The organism is Exiguobacterium alkaliphilum (assembly GCF_018138125.1).
In the GTDB taxonomy this organism is placed as follows: domain Bacteria; phylum Bacillota; class Bacilli; order Exiguobacteriales; family Exiguobacteriaceae; genus Exiguobacterium; species Exiguobacterium alkaliphilum.
This window is the reverse complement of sequence record NZ_CP073101.1, coordinates 367,501-387,341: the sequence shown is the minus strand read 5'-3', so window position 1 is coordinate 387,341 and position 19,841 is coordinate 367,501. Positions and strand designations below refer to the sequence as shown.

Sequence of the window (19,841 nt, the reverse complement as noted above, 5' to 3'; positions counted from 1 at the left end):
AAAGCCCAAAGGCGGACGCCTTCGGGCCTCGTTTTTTAATCGAATAACGTGCTCACCGATTTGTGCTCGTGGACACGCATAATTGCTTCCCCAAGCAAACGGGCGACCGACATTTGCTTGATTTTGTTTGAACATTCGCGACCTTGTAAATCGATCGTGTTCAAGACAACAAGTTCTTTGATTGACGAGTTGTCGATACGCTCCATTGCCGGGCCAGACAAGACTGGGTGCGTACATGACGCGTACACTTCTTTCGCACCTGCTTGAACGATGGCATCCGCTGCGAGCGTGATCGTACCGGCCGTGTCGATGATGTCATCGATTAAGATCGCCGTCTTGCCTTCGACGCTGCCGACGATGTTCATCACTTCTGCCACGTTCGCTTCCGGGCGACGCTTGTCGATGATGGCGATCGGCGCTTTCAAGCGCTCCGCCAATTTACGGGCGCGTGTGACACCACCGTGGTCCGGTGACACGACGACGATATCTTTCGACTTGAATTCTTCTGTCTCGAAGTACGTCGAGATGAGGGGAACTCCTAACAATTGGTCTACTGGAATGTTGAAGAAACCTTGAATTTGAGCGGCGTGCAAGTCCATTGTGATCAATCGAGTCGCACCAGCTACTGTAAGAAGGTCAGCCACAAGTTTTGCCGTGATCGGTTCACGCGAGCGCGCCTTGCGGTCTTGGCGTGCGTAGCCGTAATACGGCATGACGACGTTAATCGTACGGACCGATGCGCGTTTCAACGCGTCGATCATGACGAGCAACTCCATGAGCGTCTCGTTGACCGGCGAGCTCGTCGATTGGATGATGTACACATCGTCTCCGCGTACGCTTTCCTCGATGTTGATGTAAAGTTCTCCATCGCTGAACCGCTTCACTTGGCAGTCGCTGAGTGGGATTCCGATTTCTTTTGAAATCTCTTCAGCGAGCGGGCGGTTGGAATTTAAGCTAAATAGGCGAATTTCACGTTCATATACAGTAGACATGTTTAGGATTCTCCTCCATCGTGTTCAATAGTAATTGGCAGCAACTTATCGTTTCGTGTAACCTTCTTTATTCGTTTGACGCTCACGGGCGATCGCAAGCGCTTCTTCCGGAACATTGTCCGTGATTGTCGAGCCGGCGGCGACAATCGCCCCTTTTCCGACCGTGACCGGTGCGATCAAGTTGACATTGCAACCGACGAACGCATCTGCTTCGACGATTGTCTCGAACTTGTTCGTCCCATCGTAGTTGACCGTGATCGATCCGCAACCGAGGTTGACGCGGTCACCGATTGACGCGTCACCGATGTAGCTGAGGTGCGAGGCCTTCGCCCCGTCCCCGAACGTCGACTTCTTAATTTCAACGAAGTTGCCGACACGTGTGTTCGCGCCGAGTACAGCTTGTTGACGAAGGTGAGCGAACGGACCAACTTGCGCGTTGCTACCGACACGGCTATCGCTCAAGACGGATTGACGTACCGTTGCACCGTCTTCAATCACACTGTCGCGGATATCCGAGTTCGGTCCGATGATACATTCCGAACCGATGACCGTCTTCCCGAGAATGACCGTCCCTGGGTAGATGATCGTGTCCGAGCCGATGACCGCATCCGGTGAGATGTATGTCGACGCTGGGTCCATGAACGTGACGCCTTCACGCATCAAGCGTTCATTCGTCCGTTTACGCATAATCGTCTCAGCTTGCGAGAGCGCGACTCGGTCATTGACACCGATCGTCTCGTCAAATGTCGGAGCCGTGTGTGCGGCCACGACTTCGCCTGCCTCTTTCGCGATCGCGATGACGTCTGGCAAGTAGTACTCGCCTTGTGCATTGTCGTTGCCGACTTGACGGAGCGCCTCAAACAACAACTCGTTGTCGAAGACGTACGTACCCGTGTTGATTTCACGAATTTCAAGTTCGGCTTCAGATGCGTCTTTATGCTCGACGACTTTCGTCACGTTGCCGTCTGCACCACGAATGACGCGGCCATATCCGGTCGCATCGTCCGCGATTGCCGTAAGCACCGTCACTTTCGCCTGTTGCGCTTCGTGATGCGCGAGTAACGCTTCTAGCGTCTCCGCTGTCAAAAGCGGTGTGTCGCCGCAGACGACGAGCGTCGCGCCAGCCTTCCCGGCGAGCTCCGCCTCTGCCATCTGGACGGCATGGCCCGTTCCGAGTTGCTCTTCTTGAACCGCGTAGTCGACACGAGATCCGAGTGTGTCTTGTACCGCTTCAGCCCCATGGCCGACGATGACGATTTGACGACTGACCCCGATTTTGTCGAGTTGGTCGACGACGTGCTCGACCATTGGTTTGCCAAGGACCGGATGAAGTACTTTATATAGCTTCGACTTCATGCGCGTCCCTTTCCCTGCTGCCAAAATGACTGCAAAACGATCCATTCTTGATTCGCTCCTATCTCAATCGACTGTGATTTTATAGCTATAGTTCGGTTTTTCTGCATATAAATCCTATTTACACCGTTTCTACTATATCGAAACAGCGACCTCGTTTCAACCGTTGTACTGATTCGTAACCAAACGCACGCAAAAAAGCAGCGGAACGATATGTCGTCCCGCTGACTTATTAGGATTCCTGCATCCCGTTTATCATCTCTTCTGCCTCGTATGAGGTAACGTCAATCTCAGCGTACGCTTCTAGCACGGCCGCTTCGACTTTTTGACGCATATCGCCGTTAATCGGATGCGCGATATCACGAAAGATGCCTTCTGGTGTCCGTTTGCTCGGCATGGCGACGAACAGGCCGGTGCTCCCTTCGATGATCCGAAGGTCGTGGACCACGAACTCGTGATCGAGCGTGATCGAGGCGAGCGCCTTCATTCTACCTTCTGTTGCCACTTTGCGAATTTTTACGTCTGTGATCTGCATGTTTCGCATCCCCTTTTCATCGTTGTCTGTACCAAGGTGTCCTTTATAAAAGGTAAAGGTGACTTCTAGCGAACGTAACTGATTCCGTATGACTTCTATACCCTTTCATCATAAAACGAAATCAAATTTTTGCCAATCACTTTAAGAACTGTTCGACGTTTCCGCGTGAAATTGTGACGAGCCCTTCATCTGAATCGACGTTCGTCAACTTCATCAAACTGACGTATTCGCTGACCATCTTCTTCTCGGCACCTTCGGCTTCCATGAGTACACCGACACCAGCAAGGTTGGCTTCGAACTCGTTCAACAAGCTCATCATGCCGCGAATCGTACCTCCGGCTTTCATGAAGTCGTCAATGAGTAAGACGTTCGCACCGCGCGGCAGACTACGACGTGCGAGTGCCATCGTCCGAATCGCTTTTGAAGAGCCGGACACGTAGTTGATACTGACCGTCGATCCTTCCGTCACCCGGCTGTCCGAACGAACGATGACGAACGGGACGCCGAGCTGTTCGGCGACCGCGTACGCGAGCGGAATCCCTTTCGTCGCAATCGTCATGACGACGTCGACTTTTCGGTCAGCAAAGACCGAGGCGAACACTTGCCCCATCGGCTTCACTTGGCGCGGGTTACCGAGCACGTCCGTCAAATAGAGGTACCCTCCCGGAAGCAGACGCTCCGGCTTCGACAGTTGGTCGCATAAACCGTCAATCATCGACAGCGATTTGTCTTTGCTCCAACCTGGGATAAACATGACGCCACCGGCCGCCCCAGGGACAGTGACGAGCTTGCCGGTACCATCGTGGGCGAGCATCTCACTGACGATGACCAAGTCTTCGCTGATTGACGACTTGGCGGCTTTATAGCGGCTCGAAAACATCGACAACGAGACGAGCTGATGTGGATGGTCGAGTAAATAACGGGTCATATCGACGAGACGACCACTTCTACGGATTTTCATACGGATTCCCCTTCACTTTTCCAATAATAGACGAATGTTCTAAACAGAATATATCAGACTCATTCGTCTTTGTTCAATGTTTTTTCCCGAGAATCCGAACGACGAACACTTCTGGACAGAATCCTTTCAGCCCGTTATAGACGCGATGGGCTTTTTGTTCGTGTTCGATGAGCGCAAATACGGTCGGGCCGCTCCCGCTCATAAGCACCCCGTCCGCGCCGCAGTGGAGCATCGTCTCTTTGATTTGACGAACCTCTGGATGCATCTCGAGCGTGACCGCCTCAAGCGCGTTGCCGAGGTTGTCACAAATCGTGTGAAAGTCCCGTTCGTGAATCGCTTTGACCATCGCTTCCGTATTCGGATGAATCATCTGATCCATGTCGACAGCCCGATAGACGTCAGCCGTCGAGACCCCAATCTTCGGTTTCGCCAAGACGACGTAGCACGGTGGAGGTGACGGAATGAGTTCTAATTTCTCGCCGCGACCGCGCGCGATGGCCGTGCCACCCATGACACAAAACGAGACGTCGGAACCGACCTCCGCCCCGAGCTCAGCCAATTGTTCGAGCGACAGCCCAAGGTCAAACAGTTCGTTCATCCCGCGGAGCGTGGCCGCCGCGTCACTCGAACCTCCAGCCAGTCCGGCCGCCACCGGAATGTGTTTATCCAAAACGATTTCGACGCCTTTTGTGATGCCGAACCGCTTCCGCAACAAGTCGGCCGCCCGATACGCCAAGTTCCGATGATCGCTCGGGACGTAGGCGTGCTCCGATTGAATCCGAATCTCATCGGTATCGAGGACCGTAAGTTCTAAGCGGTCAGACAAGTCGACCGTCGTCATAACCATTTCCACTTCATGATAGCCGTCCGTTCGCTTTCCGAGAACGTCGAGCGTCAAGTTGATTTTTGCCGGCGCTTTCACACTAATCGTGCGCATATCGTTCACCCTTCCCATGTATCTCCTGTTCGCCATTGTACCGTAAACGAGCGCACAAAAAAAGAAGCAGCTGCCAATGCATCCGCCCCTCATTTATCGTTCAATTGCTGAATTCAATTTTAACTGTATCCGTTAGGACATCAGCGTAGCTATATGAGACACGTTCCACGTTATGGTGGTCTTCATCCAATTTGACGACGAACACCGCGGGATACGTCTCAACGAGCGTTCCAAACCGAGTAACGACTTTCTTACGACCGCCGTTTGCTTTCAACGTCAATCGTTCTCCAACATGCGATTCGAGTTTCTGTCTGATTTCTTGTAACGTCTTTGGCATACGCTTCACCTCACTGTTACAAGTATAACACATTGAAAAAAGAAAATAAAGATTAAATATTATAGCGACTCGAAATCCGGTCGTCAACTATTTTTAAGTGGTAAAATTGTGTCAGCAAGACGTGCAAACTCCTCGAGTGTCAACGTTTCACCTCGACGCTTCGGATCGATGCCCGCCTCGTTCAACAGGCGTTCGAGCTCCACTTTTTTGTCTTTGCCGAGATGATTCGTCAAGTTGTTCAAGATCGTTTTACGCCGTTGCGCGAAACTGGCTCGCGCGATTTCGAAGAAGAACGCTTCGTCTTTTACTTCGACGGCAGGCTGCGGGCGCATCTTCAACGTGATGACGGCGGAATCGACGTTTGGTGCCGGCATGAAGACGTTTTTCGGAACGATAAAGCTCACGTCGGCCTCGGCATAATATTGAATCGCGATCGAGAGCGAGCCATACGCCTTCGTTCCCGGCTTCGCCCCGATGCGTTCCGCCACTTCTTTTTGAATCATCATGACGAGCGAACGAAACGGAACTTGACTCTCGAGCAAACGCATGATGATTGGCGTCGTCACGTAATACGGTAAGTTGGCGACGACCGAGATGTCGTCAATCCCTTCGTTCAAAAACTCACGCTCGACGATAGCCGGAAGATCGAGCTCGAGCGCATCTCCGTGAATGACGTGGACGTGCGGATAAGGCGCCATCGTGTCCTCTAGAATCGGCAACAAGCGTTGGTCGATTTCGAGCGCGACGACCTTTTTCGCACGTTTCGCAGACTGCTCTGTTAGCGATCCGATGCCTGGTCCAATCTCGAGCACGCCGCTCGCTTCACCGAGTTCGGCCGCGTCGACGATTTTATTTAAGATGTTCAAGTCGATCAAAAAGTTTTGACCGAGTGACTTTTTGAACGAGAAGCCATGCCGTTCTAAAATGGCTTTCGTCCGATGAATGGTTGCAATGTCTTTCAATGATTTTCCTCCTCTAACTGCTTGAGCGCCCGTTCCCACTCCTCGGTCGTGACGCGCATCGCCTCGACTCGTTTCACGAACTGTTTCGCGTTCGGTTCGCCGATGCGAAGCAACACACCGAGACGTTTTCGTCGTCTCGACGCCTCGGCCCCACCAATCAAATCGGCGTCGAGCACCATTTTTCGCGTGACGAGTGGCAAGTCGGTCTCGACTCGGTCTTCGTACACGGCCTCGAGCACACGGCGAATCGTGTCCGGTGTCGCATGTTCAACGCCGATTTTCCCGCGCTTGTCTTTCGCCTCGGCCCGGGGCAAGTAGGCGTGCTTACAGCCGGGAACGTATTCATCGACGATAGCGCGAATGCGGTCGCCCGGATAGTCCGGGTCCGTCAAAATAATCACGCCGCGCGTCTCTTGGGCGCGCCTCACCCGTTCAAGCGTCTGTTTCGAGACAGCCGACCCGTTCGTCTCAATCGTGTCGACGTCATATACTTCTTGGAGCCGGGTCGTATCGTCCCGTCCCTCGACGACAATCACTTCTTGTATTTTTTCACGCATCTTCGCTTCCTTCTTTCTCTTCTTGCTTCGGGATGACCCAAATCGTGAGCGGCTTCCGTCCGAACGTGACCGCTTCTTCTTTCGTGTCCATCAGGATGTCGATGATATTCCCTTTGATGGCACTGCCGGTATCGAGGGCGATGGCCATACCGAACCCTTCGACATACACACGTGTCCCGAGCGGAATGATTGACGGGTCGACCGCGATGATTCGCATCCCTTCGTACAGAATCGTATCGGTCACGTCATAGCCGCTACGCGTCAAGACGCGTCCGTCAAACGTGATCGTATCTTCGGGGTTATTTGTGTAGGCGGTCGCCTCAACGAGAAGTTGTTTGGCCGCTGAAAAATCGAGCACATCCTCAGGCAGAGGTGTCTCTTCGATTTTGATTTCGGCCTCTTCACGGAATGGACTCTCAGATTCTGTCGGAACCGGCGTCGCTTCTTCGGCCGGCTCTGGCACCGGTTTTGTCCCAATCTTAATGATTTGCGGACGCACGGTTTGCAACGTTTCGACACTTGTCTCGGTCCGATTTGTAATTGTACCATTTTCGACCGTCACTGCATACCGCGTCCGTTCTAGCCCGGGTACTCCGACTTGGGCGACCTCGGTTTGACCGATTTCAAGCGTATCATCGTCTTCTTTCACGATCTCAAACGGGATAAGCCGATTCTCGTATTGCACGACGTCCCGACTCGTATTGACGGTAATCGTCATGCCTTCTCGAAGCGTTGTCGACAGCGCCGGTGCGATCGTATCGCGCTCTGACACGCTGATTCCGGCTTCGCGCAACACTTGCTCGACCGTCTTCGCCATCGTATTCAACGTCTTCGCCTCATCCTCGACGATTAAATTGACCGCGAGCACCGGTTGATACCGAATTGTCATTCCGGATGTGACGGGTGTGCGCACGTCCGGATAGACGTCGTCTCCGTCGCGCACCGTCACCCCGTATCGAAGCAACACGTCGCGGACGGTCCGTTCTCGCGTCTCAATCGTCTCCGTCTGCCCATAACCGATTTGAAGTGAGACCGTATTCGCGCGTTCGATGTAAATCATGCGTTCGGCAGACAGTTCCGCACTGAGTGCCGGCGTCACGTAATCGGCGTCTTCGACCGTGATGCCGGTCTCTTCGAGCACCTCGAACACGGACGTCGCCCGCGTCTCATGCTCGATTCGGTTTGTGCCGTCGATGATCGTCACCGTCTCCGGTTGCGTCAACGTATAGGCGAGTACCGCTGTCACGAGTACGACAGCGCTGAGCGCGATTCGTTTCACCATCACGGTAGACGGAAGAGCCGCTTCGCGTTCGCGGTCGTCGCTTCAGCAAGTTCCTCAAGCGAGATACCTCGTAGCGCGGCGATTTCTTCGGCGACATAGGTGACATAGGCCGGTTCGTTCCGTTTACCGCGGAACGGCGTCGGCGTCAAATACGGGCAGTCCGTCTCGACTAACAGGCGATCGAGCGGGACTTGTTTCGCCACTTCTTTTGGGACTTTCGCATTCTTGAACGTGACCGGGCCACCGAGTGAGATATAGAAGTTCATGCGCAGGCAACGCTCAAGTAGTTCGACCGACATGCTGTAGCTGTGGAAGACGCCACCAATCTCTTCGGCGTGCTCTTCTTCTAACAGATCGAGCACGTCTGCCGTCGCCTCGCGGTTGTGGATGACGATTGGCATGTTCGTGCGCCTCGCAATGGCAATTTGTTCACGGAACAGACGTTGCTGTACGTCTTTCGGAGATTTGTCCCAATGATAGTCGAGTCCAATCTCACCGAGCGCCATCACTTTTGGATGCCCCATCAGCGCCTCGATTCGTTCCAAGTCCGTTGGTGTGCAGTCGATTGCATCGACCGGGTGCCAGCCGACAATCGCGTAAATGTCTTCGTACGTCTCGGCGAGTTCGATCGCGCGCGAGATCGTCTCATCATCGAAGCCGACGACGAGCATCGGGGACACCCCCGCCTCACGTGCCCGTCTAATCGTTTCATCGACGTCATCTTTGAAGTGATCGGCGTTAATGTGTGTGTGCGTGTCAATCAACATCGTGCATCCTCCTTTTTAAACAAACAGAGGGAGACCGAAGTCTCCCTCAAAAATTATTTGACGATGGCCCCGTTCGGCATATTCTCAGATACGGTTGCAAGTTCTAACTTACCATCTTTATCGGCTGCCAAAATCATTCCTTGAGACAACTCGCCCCGGAGCTTGACCGGCTTCAAGTTGGCGACGACGATGACTTTTTTGCCGACCAACTCTTCCGGTGCATACCATTCGGCGATGCCCGAGACGATTTGGCGCGTCTCGCTACCGAGATCGACTTGAAGTTTCAACAGTTTTTTCGCTTTTTTGATTTTATCGGCTTCGACGATTTGCCCGACCCGGAACTCGACTTGGTCAAAGACGTCGATTGTGATTTCAGGACGGACGTCTTCATCCGCTGCCTCTTCCTCTGCTTCCTCTTCGACACGTGCTTTCGAGGCTTGACGCATCATTTCTTGAATCGCATCTACCTCTTCTTTCACATCGCGACGTGGGAAGATTGGCGTGCCGTCCGTGACGACCGCTCCGTCAAAGGCCGCAAACGTATCGAGCGCTTCCCATGACATGTCTTGTCCTTCGAGTCCGAGTTGACGGAACATCTCTTTCGGTGCCCGTGTCATGAACGGTTGAATCATGACAGCGACGTGGCGCAAGACGCCAGCCAAGTGGGTCATGACCGACGCGAGTTCGTCTCGTTTCGCTTCATCTTTCGCGAGCACCCATGGTTGCGTCTCATCGATATACTTGTTCGCTCGGCTGACGAGCTGCCAGATGTTTGTGAGCGCGACCGAGAACTCCATATGCTCCATCGCCGCTTCCGTCTTCGACGTCGTTTCTTCGACGACGCGAAGCAAGTCGGCGTCGAACGCCGTCACGTTCCCCGCATACGCGGGTACGTTCCCGTCGAAGTACTTCTTAATCATCGCGACGGTCCGGTTCAGCAGGTTGCCGAGATCGTTGGCGAGGTCGAAGTTCAACCGGTCGACGAACGCTTCTGGTGTGAACGTGCCGTCCGCGCCGAACGGGACTTCACGCAACAAGTAGTAACGAAGCGAGTCGAGGCCGTAGCGATCGATGAGCGGAATCGGGTCGACGACGTTCCCTTTTGACTTGGACATCTTGCCGTCTTTCATGAGGAGCCAACCGTGCGCAAATACTTGTTTTGGCAACGGAAGGTCAAGCGCCATGAGGAGAGCTGGCCAGATAATTGTATGGAAACGGACGATCTCTTTTCCGACCAAATGCACGTCAGCCGGCCAGTAACGGTTGAACAACTCGTCGTTGTCCGTCCCGTAGCCGAGTGACGAGATATAGTTCGTGAGCGCATCGACCCATACGTAGACGACATGCTTCGGGTTCGACGGGACTTGGACACCCCAGTCGAACGTTGTCCGGGAGACCGCCAAATCTTGAAGACCTGGCTTCAAGAAGTTGTTGATCATCTCGGTCTTTCGCGATTCTGGCAAGATAAAGTCCGGATGCGACTCGAAATATTCGATGAGGCGGTCCGCATACTTGCTGAGACGGAAGAAGTAACACTCTTCCCGCACGAGTTCGACTGGATGTCCGCTGTCGGGGCTCTTGCCGTCGACAAGTTGCGACTCGGTGTAATACGTCTCGTCCGACACCGAATACCAGCCTTCATATTCACCGAGGTAAATGTCTCCGTTCTTAAGAAGCGTCTCAAAGACGTGTTCGACGACAGCCTTATGACGGCCTTCCGTCGTTCGAATATAATCGTCGTACGAGATCTCGAGGCGATCCCATAATACTTTGATATCTTTCACGACTTCGTCGACGAACGCCTGTGGGGTGACGCCGGCTTCTTTCGCCTTCTCTTGAATCTTTTGTCCGTGCTCGTCAGTGCCCGTCAAATAACGGACGTCAAATCCTTTCAATCGCTTATAGCGGGCAATCGCGTCACCTGCCACGGTCGTATAGGCGTGACCGATGTGCAACTTCGCGCTCGGGTAATAGATTGGGGTCGTAATATAAAAAGTAGGCTTCGCCATAGTTGTTCTCCATCCTTTCGACATTTGCAATTTCCATTATACACGGTTCGACAAACCTTTTTCCAAACCAATTGTTTGGAATTAATTTGTTGCCTATTCAAATAAATGTTCCAAAAAAACCCTTTCTTTGTTTAAAGCTCTACGTTACGGGGAAATTTAGGTGTATATCGTTCCTTTATCGTCATTTTTCGAAAAAGCACAATTCCAATAGTAAGCAGTTGACTGCAATTGGAAAGTTTAGTATGCTTTTTGCTGTAGCCACATTGTCGAATTTTGACGATTTATGTCACCAAGAGATTTCGACATCATCGGAGGAGGAAACACAAAATGAAATCAACAGGTATCGTACGGAAAGTGGACGAGCTCGGTCGGGTCGTTATTCCAATCGAATTGCGCCGCACACTCGGAATTGCTGAGAAAGACGCACTTGAAATTTACGTCGACAACGAGCAAATCGTTTTGAAAAAATATAAGCCGAACATGACTTGCCAAGTAACAGGCGAAGTATCAGACGATAACTTCAAGTTGGCGGACGGAAAGTTGATTCTTTCACCAGAAGGCGCACAACGTGTTCTCGTCGAGTTGAAAAACATGCTTGAGAATTACTACAACGAAGAGTAAGCAAGGGACTCCTTGCTTACTCTTTTTTGTCGACTCCGTGATACGCGTCATAGACGTCGTTGCGTGAGAGACCACGCTCTTTCGCCACTTGTTTAATCGCTGCGTTCGGCTTTAGCCCGTCCTCGATATAACGATCGACGTGTTCGAGCGGCGAGAGCGTCTCCCACCAATCTTGCGTCGGAGCCGACTCGGTCGACCCGCCCACCAACACGACGAACTCTCCGCGGACTTCACCTTCACACCAAGCGAGCGCCTCATCGACCGTTCCTCGCAAAAACTCCTCGAACGTCTTCGTCAATTCCCGCCCAAGTACGACGTCACGATTGCCGAGCACAGCTTTCACCCCTTGTAGCATCTCTTTTAAGCGATGCGGGGCTTCGTAGAAGACGAGCGTCCCTGGCTCATATTGAAGCGACGCTAGCACGTCGACCCGTTCTTTCTTTTTGCGTGGCAAAAACCCGTAATATAAAAAGCGTTCTGTCGGCAGTCCGGACGCGACGAGCGCTGTGAGCGCTGCATTTGCCCCTGGCAAGACGACGACCGGTACCTTCGCTTGAATCGCGAGCCGAACGAGGTCACTACCGGGGTCAGAGATGCCAGGCATCCCGGCGTCGGATACGACAGCCACCGATTTTCCATTCTCGATATCTTCAATCAGCCGTGGCCCGCTCACTTGTTTATTATGTTCATGGTAACTGACAAGCTTCGTATCGATTTCAAAGTGACGGCACAGTTTCATCGTCTGGCGTGTATCTTCGGCCGCAATCAAGTCCACCTCGCGCAACGTACGCACGGCGCGATATGTCATGTCTTCTAGGTTACCGATCGGGGTCGGCACGATGTAAAGCGTCGGTCCGTCAGTCTGGTAACTTTTCTGTGAGTTCATTGCTCGTCCCCTCCATCAACGTTTGTTTTTGGGCGCGGGTCAATTGCTTGATTGACCACTCATAACGCATCGCTTCTCGTTTCGTCTCAAACGATTTCACGTAACAGAGCGTTACAGGTAAACGTGCTCGCGTGTATTTGGCACCTTTTCCAGCGTTATGGGTACGAAGCCGCTTGTCGAGGTCGTTCGTATAACCCGTGTAATACGTGTGGTCTTGGCACTCCAAAATATATACGTAGTGCTTACGCATCGAGGATGTCTCGCATCGTTTTCGTATACGTGTCATCATCTTCATAGACGATAAGCGGTGGTAAAATCGTGAGCCCAGCTTTTCCATCTTTTGACCCCTCTATCAATAATGTATTCGCCGCTCGTCCCGCTTTTGGATAGACGAGCTGCATCCGCTTCGGCTCGATTCGATATGTCCGCATGAGCGTGACGATATCGAGTAGCCGCTCCGGACGGTGGACGAACGCCACTTTTCCGCCTGGTTTGACGAGCTGACTCGCCGATCGGATACAATCCTCGAGTGTACAGAGCACTTCATGGCGCGCAATCGTATGGTGTTCGTTTTGATTGCGGAGCGACGTCTCGTTTGCCAGAAAATACGGTGGATTACACGTGACGACATCGTAACGGGCGTGGCCTAGCCGTGTCGCCGCTTCTTTGACGTCGCCTTCTATAATCTGCAGTCGATGCTCGAGACGGTTCACCGCGATGCTGCGGTTCGCCATATCGACGAGTCTCGGTTGAATCTCGATGCCTGTGACGCTCCCCTTTGTCCGATACGATAAGAAGAGCGGAATCGCACCCGTTCCGGCACACAAATCGACTAGGTTTCCTTTTTGGATGGGTACCCAGACGAACTCAGCGAGTAGCACCGCATCTAACGAGAACGAAAACACATCGTCGCTTTGAATAATTTTTCCGGGGCGTCCGAGCAAATCATCGAGCCGCTCCCCTTGTTTTACAGTCACGCTTCGTTCCCTCCTACATAACGACAAAGGCGACGGACGGGTGACTTCCCCGTCTATCGCCCCAATGTATTAGTGTTTATTTAACATCGACATGCAGAAAAGACAATCGCCGTCTTTTCGTACTTGTCCGTAATGCAAGTTACAAATGTGGAACCCTTCTTGATACAAGGCGGCCAAATTGTTTTGCCCTTTGCCCGACAATGCGATTTGCGCATCGCCATCCGTCGTCTCCACTTCTGCAAGTTGCTCGACTTTTTCACGCAAGTGATGATTCTCGAGATACATATGCTGGTTTTCTTCAAGCAAATAGGCCAACTGCTCTTTCAGTACACCTAGATGCTCCGTCAACAGCTGCATTTGTTGCTCGATGGCATCGACGCGCATCATAACTTCCTTTTTATCCATTCGTTCCACTGCTCAGCACCCCATCACTGTTTCGACGGTTTTCGTTTGATCGCACCGACCTCAACGAGTTCGTCAATCGTATACGTCACAACACGGGTCCGGTCGCTCAACTCGACTTGAATCAGTTGATCCAAAATGTTGAGGCCGATGACACGTCCGTCACCTTCAGGAATCTTGATTCGTTTCCCAACGTCCGGCAAGTCACGCTTCAACTCTTCATACGTATCATTCTCATACTTCAAGCAACACATGAGACGGCCGCACACACCGGAAATTTTATTCGGGTTCAAGGAAAGGTTTTGATCTTTCGCCATCTTGATCGAAACCGGTTCAAACTCTCCTAAGAAGGAAGAACAACATAAGACACGGCCACATGGACCGATCCCACTGAGTAGTTTCGCTTCATCCCGGACACCGATTTGACGGAGTTCGATGCGCGTGCGGAAGACGCTCGCCAAATCTTTGACGAGTTCTCGAAAATCGACCCGACCTTCTGCCGTGAAATAAAAGATGACTTTGTTGCGATCAAATGTATATTCAACATCGACGAGTTTCATCTCCAGTCGATGTTCACGTATTTTTTCTTCACAGACGGCGTGAGCGTCAAAAGCTGCCAATCGATTTTCTTGGACGATTTGAGCATCTTTTTGATCAGCGACACGAAGAATCGTTTTTAGAGGTAAAACGACTTCATCTTCCCCAAGTTGTTTCCCGACTTGGACGATTTCCCCGTATTCAATACCACGCACCGTCTCGACGATGACATGGTCCCCACGTTCAAGCGTTGCTTCGCCTGGTGAAAAGTAATAGATTTTTCCCGCTTCTTTAAAGCGGACTCCGACTACTTCAAGCACGCTCTCTTATCCTTTCTGTAAATCGAACGTTAACCGTTCGAACGTTAATTGAGGATTGACGTTTGCCTCGAGTCGTCGAATCGCCTCATGGACGTGTTCAATCGCATGGACAATCTTATGCGCCGAACGATTACTGATGAACGCCTGATACAACGCCTGTTCGCGAGTGAACAGTTGCGGCGTGTAATCCGTCCGGACTTTGAACCGGAGCGACTCTTCTAACCAGCTTTCAAACAATTCGAGGCCCACTCGTAACTCATTGCGCCCTTTAAAATGGCCGAGCCACTTCTCTTGGGCGAATAGGAGTAACTCCTGTGGTCGTTTAGTCAATACTTCAACTAATTGTACCACTAGCCCATACGACTGTACAAACCACTCGTTGTGAAGCACTTCACGGGCGTCATCCCATTTCGGATAAACAGCGAGCGCCAAGCGAGCCAAATCCGTCGTACATGCGACGTCCGCAGACAACTTATCCGCCAACTCATTCCGATCAATCGGTCGAAAGACGAGCTGCTGGGCTCGTGAGCGAATTGTCGGCAACAACAGTTGCGGCTGTGTTGTCACAAGAATCGCGAGTTTCCCGACGCCTGGCTCTTCAAAAAACTTAAGCAGACTATTCGCCGCCTGCGTCGTCATTTTATGGGCCTGATGAATCACATACACTTGCCGATCCCCTTCGGCTCCGCGTAACGACAAATCACTGAGCAGTTGTTGAATCTGTTCTTTTTTTATACTTGCCCCGTCCGGCTCCATCTCGAGATAATCGACTAGGTTTCCTGAATCCATCCGCCGACAATTCCGACAATCTCCACAAGGTTCTACCCCATCTGGCGCCTCACAAAAGAGTGACTTGGCAAACAGTTGAGCGGTCTCAATCAAGTAAGGTTCATAATCGCCCGAAAAGATATAGGCGTGCCCGACTTTATCAGTCCGAATCGAGTTCTCCATCACTTTGGCGACAACGGTCTGAGACGCGGCCAATTGTTCAAAACGCATCTGTCCCACTCCCATTAAAACTGATGGAATCCTTCAATCGGCAAGACGAATACCGTAGCGCCGCCTACCTGTACTTCTACGGGATACGGGATATACGAATCGGCGTGGCCACCCATCGGAGAAATCGGTGTGATCATCTGATCACGGCTCGAGCAATTTGATTTGATGAGCGAAAGCAAATCCTCGAGTCGTTCTTTCGGTACACCGATCATGAACGTCGTGTTTCCTTCTTTTAAGAACCCACCAGTCGTCGCAAGTTTCGTCGCTCGAAAGTCCTCTTCAATCAAAGCGTCAGATAAACGGGCGCTATCTTTATCATGTACAATCGCAATTACCATCTTCATGCTTTGTTCACTCCTCTTTCGTTTAATCGCTCACATGTAATATCTAGTACTTCATCTTGTATCGATTCAATCGTCTCATTCGCATCGATTCGTACCATCCGATCAGGGTGCTGCGCAAGCAATGTTTGAAAACCGTCATAGACGCGTTGGTGGAACGCTTCGTCCCGGCTCTCGATTCGGTCCAATTGCCCGCGTTCCCGCATACGGTTACTTGCTTCACTTGGTGTCAAATCGAAAAGAAACGTTAAGTCTGGGGTTAAGCCGCCTGTTGCCCACTCATTTAATGATAGGACGTGTTCTAAATCGTATCCTAATCCGAAACCTTGATAGGCGACCGAAGCATCGATGAAACGGTCGCAGACGACAATCGCACCTCGTGACAAGGCAGGTCGAATCACTTGTTCTACGTTTTGGGCTCGCGAGGCTGCATATAACATCATCTCTACCCTAGCCGTCATCTCATCGTGTTCAGGTGATAACAAAATCTCGCGGATGCTGTTTCCGACTTTCGTTCCCCCCGGCTCACGTGTGGTGACGACTTCATATCCTTGAGCGCTTAATGCTTGCTCGAGTAACTTCAATTGTGTCGTTTTTCCAGAGCCATCCGGCCCCTCCACTGTAATAAACATCCCATTCACTCTTAAAACTCCTCTACGATAACATCGATTTGTTTCATCATAACATGTCTGCTCGCTTGAAGCTTCCGCCCGAGAGAAATCCACTCGACCAACACGCGAACTTTTTCCTCTGTCACCACTTCCCCTTTTAAGATCCAAGGAATACCTGGAGGATAAGGGATAATCGTTTCCGCTGCAATTTGACCGACTGCGTCTTGAAAAGAAAGCCTCACCGTTTTCACGACGTCATGAAGCACAGTTAATTTCGAGACTTGCTCCGTAGAAGGGTAAGGATAAATCGTTTCATCGTCCTCAATCAGCGGCACATGTTTCGATGCATTTTGAATCAGTTTCACCCAATGATGAATCTCTTCCATCTTTATTTCCCGTAACGGCAAACAGAGTAACACATGATCTTCAGCGGCAAGCTCGATATCTATGCCAATCGATGCTAAGTGGCGACTAAAGATCAAACCGTTTTTCGGATACGTCAGAATCGTGACTTTTGTAAAATCGTCTCCGACTTTAACGGCAAATCCTGCGCGCTTCAATTCCATGACAAAAGCGAAATGACTTGTTTGAATACTTGACCAGTCTCGCTCCGTCAAGTGTTCAAGATAAGTCCGCGCATGGTCTAACGACGCCATAATCAAGTAAGACGGACTAGACGTTTGAAATGAAGACAGGGCATGAAACAATCGGTTCTCATCGACATTCTCTTTGTAATGTAACCAAGCGCCCATCGTAAAAGCAGGCAACGTTTTATGAGCCGACTGAACAACCGCGCTCGCCCCTTCAAAAATCGCTGAACGTCTTGGCAATCCGTCGTAAATCAAGTGCGCACCGTGCGCTTCATCAACGAGCAACGGGATCATATGTTGGTTTAAATACGTACTGATTGCTTGAATATCAGCCATATCGCCATAGTACGTCGGTGATGTGAGAAGCAGTGCTTTACCACCTGGATAGCGCTCGACCGCTTCTTGAACCGTAGCTAAATTGACGACCGTAGGAATACCGCTTCCCCGTTCCAATTCAGGCGACAATAAAATCGGTTCTAAGCCTAACCACTCAATCGCATTCCACACGGACTTATGTGAATTTCGTTGTACATACACACGTTCCCCACGTTTTACAGTCGCAGCTAGCATGCTCCAATTTCCCGCGGTCGAACCATTGACCAACCATTTACTCTTACTTTTATAGAGCGTTCCAAGCGCTTCCTCACCTTGCTGGATGATTCCCTCTGCCTGATGTAAATCATCCAAGTGCTCGAGCTCGGTTAAATCATACGGCATGATTTTATGGAACGCTGTCGGTAAACTTGGATCGTGAACAGTACCGTTATGGTGGCCAGGGACATGAAAGGATACACGACTTTCCCGCACATGTTGTTCTAAAACTTCCATGAATGTGAAAGGGTTCTTTTTAGATCGGCGTGTCATCAAAAAACCTCCTTAATCGTTTTGCATATAGACAAAAAAGAGACGACCAAGCAGATGCTTGATCGTCTCATGTTGCCTGGCAACGTCCTATCCTCACAGGGGGAGACCCCCAACTACTTTCGGCGCTGAAGCGCTTAACTTCCGTGTTCGGCATGGGAACGGGTGTGGCCGCTTCGCTATCGCCACCAGACAATTTCAGGCTTGTTCCCTGAAAACTGAAGTTCATCAATTGTCAAACCATAGACTAGATCAAAGCCTCGACCGATTAGTATCATTCAGCTCCACGTGTCACCACGCTTCCACCCATGACCTATCTACCTCATCGTCTCTGAGGGGTCTTTCTTGATTGCTCAAAGGGAAATCTCATCTCGGAGGGGGCTTCATGCTTAGATGCTTTCAGCACTTATCCCGTCCGCACGTAGCTACCCAGCGATGCTCCTGGCGGAACAACTGGTACACCAGCGGTGCGTCCATCCCGGTCCTCTCGTACTAAGGACAGCTCTCCTCAAATTTCCTGCGCCCACGACGGATAGGGACCGAACTGTCTCACGACGTTCTGAACCCAGCTCGCGTACCGCTTTAATGGGCGAACAGCCCAACCCTTGGGACCTACTCCAGCCCCAGGATGCGATGAGCCGACATCGAGGTGCCAAACCTCCCCGTCGATGTGGACTCTTGGGGGAGATCAGCCTGTTATCCCCAGGGTAGCTTTTATCCGTTGAGCGATGGCCCTTCCATGCGGAACCACCGGATCACTAAGCCCGACTTTCGTCCCTGCTCGACTTGTAGGTCTCGCAGTCAAGCTCCCTTCTGCCTTTGCACTCTTCGAATGATTTCCAACCATTCTGAGGGAACCTTTGGGCGCCTCCGTTACTGTTTAGGAGGCGACCGCCCCAGTCAAACTACCCACCTGACACGGTCCTCCAGCCGGATCACGGCTGCGAGTTAGAGACTCTATACGCAAAGGGTGGTATCCCAAGGGTGTCTCCACCGAAGCTGGCGCTCCGGCTTCACAAACTCCCACCTATCCTGTACATCGCGTACAAAGCCTCAATATCAGGCTGTAGTAAAGCTCCATGGGGTCTTTCCGTCCTGTCGCGGGTAACCTGCATCTTCACAGGTACTATGATTTCACCGGGTCTCTCGTTGAGACAGTGCCCAAATCGTTACGCCTTTCGTGCGGGTCGGAACTTACCCGACAAGGAATTTCGCTACCTTAGGACCGTTATAGTTACGGCCGCCGTTTACTGGGGCTTCGGTTCAGTGCTTCTCTTGCGATGACACATCCCCTTAACCTTCCAGCACCGGGCAGGCGTCAGCCCCTATACTTCATCTTGCGATTTAGCAGAGACCTGTGTTTTTGCTAAACAGTCGTTTGGGCCTATTCACTGCGGCTTATGTTGCCATAAGCGTCCCTTCTCCCGAAGTTACGGGACCATTTTGCCGAGTTCCTTAACGAGAGTTATCCCGCGCGTCTTAGAATTCTCATCTCGCCTACCTGTGTCGGTTTACGGTACTGGCGCCGACCTCCTCACTAGAGGCTTTTCTTGGCAGCGTGAAATCCGGTACTTCGCCCTACGGGCTCCACGTCACAGCTCGACCTTGTATGCCGGGCGGATTTGCCAACCCGACGGCCTCGCTGCTTGTCCGTGCACTTCCAGTCGCACGGTTACCTTATCCTTCTGCGTCCCCCCATCGTTCGAACGGTGGTACGGCGGTACAGGAATATCAACCTGTTGTCCATCGCCTACGCCTTTCGGCCTCGGCTTAGGTCCAGACTAACCCTGAGCGGACGAGCCTTCCTCAGGAAACCTTGGGCTTTCGACGGAGGGGATTCTCACCCCTCTTTTCGCTACTCACACCGGCATTCTCACTTCCAAGCGCTCCACGGCTCCTCACGATACCGCTTCACTGCTGCTTGGAACGCTCTCCTACCATCCCTTACGGGATCCATAGCTTCGGTGGTATGTTTAGCCCCGTTACATTTTCGGCGCGGCGTCA

The 19,841-nt window shown here is 51.7% G+C and carries 21 protein-coding genes and 2 rRNA genes (1 of these 23 running past the window's edge); 1 reads left to right on the top strand and 22 read right to left on the bottom strand.

What is annotated here, in order from left to right:
* Positions 1-35: 35 nt before the first annotated feature.
* The 11 genes from KB235_RS02030 to metG form a co-directional block, all read right to left on the bottom strand.
* Positions 36-992 (bottom strand): ribose-phosphate diphosphokinase, encoded by a 957-nt coding sequence (locus KB235_RS02030; protein WP_034803710.1) that lies wholly within the window; start codon positions 990-992, stop codon positions 36-38.
* Positions 993-1,037: 45 nt separating this feature from the next.
* The gene (glmU, locus tag KB235_RS02025) at positions 1,038-2,393 is read right to left on the bottom strand and encodes a bifunctional UDP-N-acetylglucosamine diphosphorylase/glucosamine-1-phosphate N-acetyltransferase GlmU (RefSeq protein ID WP_034803708.1); all 1,356 of its coding nucleotides are present in this window, start codon (positions 2,391-2,393) and stop codon (positions 1,038-1,040) included.
* Positions 2,394-2,577: 184 nt separating this feature from the next.
* On the bottom strand, positions 2,578-2,880 hold the full coding sequence (gene spoVG / locus KB235_RS02020) for a septation regulator SpoVG (RefSeq protein ID WP_211780247.1): 303 nt from the start codon (positions 2,878-2,880) through the stop codon (positions 2,578-2,580).
* A 136-nt stretch (positions 2,881-3,016) separates the two neighbouring features.
* Positions 3,017-3,841, bottom strand: coding sequence for a pur operon repressor (gene purR / locus KB235_RS02015; protein ID WP_034803704.1), 825 nt, complete (start codon positions 3,839-3,841; stop codon positions 3,017-3,019).
* Positions 3,842-3,914: 73 nt separating this feature from the next.
* Positions 3,915-4,778 (bottom strand): 4-(cytidine 5'-diphospho)-2-C-methyl-D-erythritol kinase, encoded by an 864-nt coding sequence (ispE, locus tag KB235_RS02010; RefSeq protein WP_034803702.1) that lies wholly within the window; start codon positions 4,776-4,778, stop codon positions 3,915-3,917.
* A gap of 100 nt (positions 4,779-4,878) precedes the next feature.
* Complete coding sequence (locus KB235_RS02005; protein ID WP_021065751.1) at positions 4,879-5,115, bottom strand: Veg family protein; 237 nt, start codon at positions 5,113-5,115, stop codon at positions 4,879-4,881.
* A gap of 83 nt (positions 5,116-5,198) precedes the next feature.
* Positions 5,199-6,077, bottom strand: a complete 879-nt coding sequence (gene rsmA, locus KB235_RS02000) for a 16S rRNA (adenine(1518)-N(6)/adenine(1519)-N(6))-dimethyltransferase RsmA (protein WP_034817177.1) — start codon at positions 6,075-6,077, stop codon at positions 5,199-5,201.
* Positions 6,074-6,634, bottom strand: coding sequence for a ribonuclease M5 (rnmV, locus tag KB235_RS01995; RefSeq protein ID WP_034803698.1), 561 nt, complete (start codon positions 6,632-6,634; stop codon positions 6,074-6,076). Before rnmV ends, rsmA begins: the two co-directional genes overlap by 4 nt.
* The gene (locus tag KB235_RS01990) at positions 6,627-7,916 is read right to left on the bottom strand and encodes a 3D domain-containing protein (protein WP_034803696.1); all 1,290 of its coding nucleotides are present in this window, start codon (positions 7,914-7,916) and stop codon (positions 6,627-6,629) included. Before KB235_RS01990 ends, rnmV begins: the two co-directional genes overlap by 8 nt.
* Positions 7,916-8,683 carry a TatD family hydrolase gene (locus KB235_RS01985; RefSeq protein ID WP_211780246.1) on the bottom strand — a complete coding sequence of 256 codons (768 nt, stop codon included), beginning with the start codon at positions 8,681-8,683 and terminating at the stop codon, positions 7,916-7,918. Before KB235_RS01985 ends, KB235_RS01990 begins: the two co-directional genes overlap by 1 nt.
* 53 nt (positions 8,684-8,736) lie before the next feature.
* Positions 8,737-10,692, bottom strand: coding sequence for a methionine--tRNA ligase (gene metG, locus KB235_RS01980; RefSeq protein WP_034803690.1), 1,956 nt, complete (start codon positions 10,690-10,692; stop codon positions 8,737-8,739).
* 327 nt (positions 10,693-11,019) lie between these two features.
* On the opposite strand from metG, the gene KB235_RS01975 reads away from it, so the two are divergent.
* Complete coding sequence (locus KB235_RS01975; protein WP_034803687.1) at positions 11,020-11,313, top strand: transition state genes transcriptional regulator AbrB; 294 nt, start codon at positions 11,020-11,022, stop codon at positions 11,311-11,313.
* A gap of 16 nt (positions 11,314-11,329) precedes the next feature.
* Here the strand turns inward: KB235_RS01975 and rsmI are convergent, their stop codons facing one another.
* From rsmI to KB235_RS01920, 11 genes are all read right to left on the bottom strand, one after another.
* Positions 11,330-12,199 (bottom strand): 16S rRNA (cytidine(1402)-2'-O)-methyltransferase, encoded by an 870-nt coding sequence (gene rsmI / locus KB235_RS01970; RefSeq protein ID WP_034803684.1) that lies wholly within the window; start codon positions 12,197-12,199, stop codon positions 11,330-11,332.
* On the bottom strand, positions 12,171-12,449 hold the full coding sequence (locus KB235_RS01965) for a GIY-YIG nuclease family protein (RefSeq protein WP_034803681.1): 279 nt from the start codon (positions 12,447-12,449) through the stop codon (positions 12,171-12,173). The genes rsmI and KB235_RS01965 overlap by 29 nt, the downstream gene beginning before the upstream one ends.
* Positions 12,442-13,176, bottom strand: coding sequence for a tRNA1(Val) (adenine(37)-N6)-methyltransferase (locus KB235_RS01960; protein ID WP_211780245.1), 735 nt, complete (start codon positions 13,174-13,176; stop codon positions 12,442-12,444). The genes KB235_RS01965 and KB235_RS01960 overlap by 8 nt, the downstream gene beginning before the upstream one ends.
* Before the next feature lie 69 nt (positions 13,177-13,245).
* Positions 13,246-13,581 carry a DNA replication initiation control protein YabA gene (gene yabA, locus KB235_RS01955; protein WP_034803771.1) on the bottom strand — a complete coding sequence of 112 codons (336 nt, stop codon included), beginning with the start codon at positions 13,579-13,581 and terminating at the stop codon, positions 13,246-13,248.
* Between the two features lie 23 nt (positions 13,582-13,604).
* Positions 13,605-14,435, bottom strand: a complete 831-nt coding sequence (locus tag KB235_RS01950) for a PSP1 domain-containing protein (RefSeq protein WP_034817188.1) — start codon at positions 14,433-14,435, stop codon at positions 13,605-13,607.
* 6 nt (positions 14,436-14,441) lie between these two features.
* Positions 14,442-15,434 (bottom strand): DNA polymerase, encoded by a 993-nt coding sequence (locus KB235_RS01945; protein WP_051622477.1) that lies wholly within the window; start codon positions 15,432-15,434, stop codon positions 14,442-14,444.
* 14 nt (positions 15,435-15,448) lie between these two features.
* A complete protein-coding gene (locus KB235_RS01940; RefSeq protein ID WP_034803672.1) occupies positions 15,449-15,778 on the bottom strand; it encodes a cyclic-di-AMP receptor in 330 nt (109 codons plus the stop codon).
* Positions 15,775-16,416 (bottom strand): dTMP kinase, encoded by a 642-nt coding sequence (gene tmk / locus KB235_RS01935; RefSeq protein ID WP_211780244.1) that lies wholly within the window; start codon positions 16,414-16,416, stop codon positions 15,775-15,777. The genes KB235_RS01940 and tmk overlap by 4 nt, the downstream gene beginning before the upstream one ends.
* 2 nt (positions 16,417-16,418) lie before the next feature.
* A complete protein-coding gene (locus tag KB235_RS01930) occupies positions 16,419-17,840 on the bottom strand; it encodes an aminotransferase class I/II-fold pyridoxal phosphate-dependent enzyme (protein WP_246514297.1) in 1,422 nt (473 codons plus the stop codon).
* A gap of 74 nt (positions 17,841-17,914) precedes the next feature.
* Positions 17,915-18,030 (bottom strand): 5S ribosomal RNA (gene rrf, locus KB235_RS01925).
* Positions 18,031-18,085: 55 nt separating this feature from the next.
* Positions 18,086-19,841, bottom strand: a 23S ribosomal RNA gene (locus tag KB235_RS01920); it runs 1,158 nt beyond the window's last position.

Coding starts and splice junctions, on each gene's coding strand:
- glmU (WP_034803708.1), bottom strand. CDS start 2,393: ATGGATCGTTTTGCAGTCATTTTGGCAGCAGGGAAAGGGACGCGCATG.
- purR (WP_034803704.1), bottom strand. CDS start 3,841: ATGAAAATCCGTAGAAGTGGTCGTCTCGTCGATATGACCCGTTATTTA.
- metG (WP_034803690.1), bottom strand. CDS start 10,692: ATGGCGAAGCCTACTTTTTATATTACGACCCCAATCTATTACCCGAGC.
- rsmI (WP_034803684.1), bottom strand. CDS start 12,199: ATGAACTCACAGAAAAGTTACCAGACTGACGGACCGACGCTTTACATC.
- KB235_RS01975 (WP_034803687.1), top strand. CDS start 11,020: ATGAAATCAACAGGTATCGTACGGAAAGTGGACGAGCTCGGTCGGGTC.
- rnmV (WP_034803698.1), bottom strand. CDS start 6,634: ATGCGTGAAAAAATACAAGAAGTGATTGTCGTCGAGGGACGGGACGAT.
- spoVG (WP_211780247.1), bottom strand. CDS start 2,880: ATGCAGATCACAGACGTAAAAATTCGCAAAGTGGCAACAGAAGGTAGA.
- KB235_RS02030 (WP_034803710.1), bottom strand. CDS start 992: ATGTCTACTGTATATGAACGTGAAATTCGCCTATTTAGCTTAAATTCC.
- KB235_RS01945 (WP_051622477.1), bottom strand. CDS start 15,434: ATGCGTTTTGAACAATTGGCCGCGTCTCAGACCGTTGTCGCCAAAGTG.
- KB235_RS01940 (WP_034803672.1), bottom strand. CDS start 15,778: ATGAAGATGGTAATTGCGATTGTACATGATAAAGATAGCGCCCGTTTA.
- KB235_RS01965 (WP_034803681.1), bottom strand. CDS start 12,449: ATGCGTAAGCACTACGTATATATTTTGGAGTGCCAAGACCACACGTAT.
- KB235_RS01990 (WP_034803696.1), bottom strand. CDS start 7,916: ATGGTGAAACGAATCGCGCTCAGCGCTGTCGTACTCGTGACAGCGGTA.
- KB235_RS01930 (WP_246514297.1), bottom strand. CDS start 17,840: ATGACACGCCGATCTAAAAAGAACCCTTTCACATTCATGGAAGTTTTA.
- yabA (WP_034803771.1), bottom strand. CDS start 13,581: ATGGATAAAAAGGAAGTTATGATGCGCGTCGATGCCATCGAGCAACAA.
- KB235_RS02005 (WP_021065751.1), bottom strand. CDS start 5,115: ATGCCAAAGACGTTACAAGAAATCAGACAGAAACTCGAATCGCATGTT.
- ispE (WP_034803702.1), bottom strand. CDS start 4,778: ATGCGCACGATTAGTGTGAAAGCGCCGGCAAAAATCAACTTGACGCTC.
- KB235_RS01985 (WP_211780246.1), bottom strand. CDS start 8,683: ATGTTGATTGACACGCACACACACATTAACGCCGATCACTTCAAAGAT.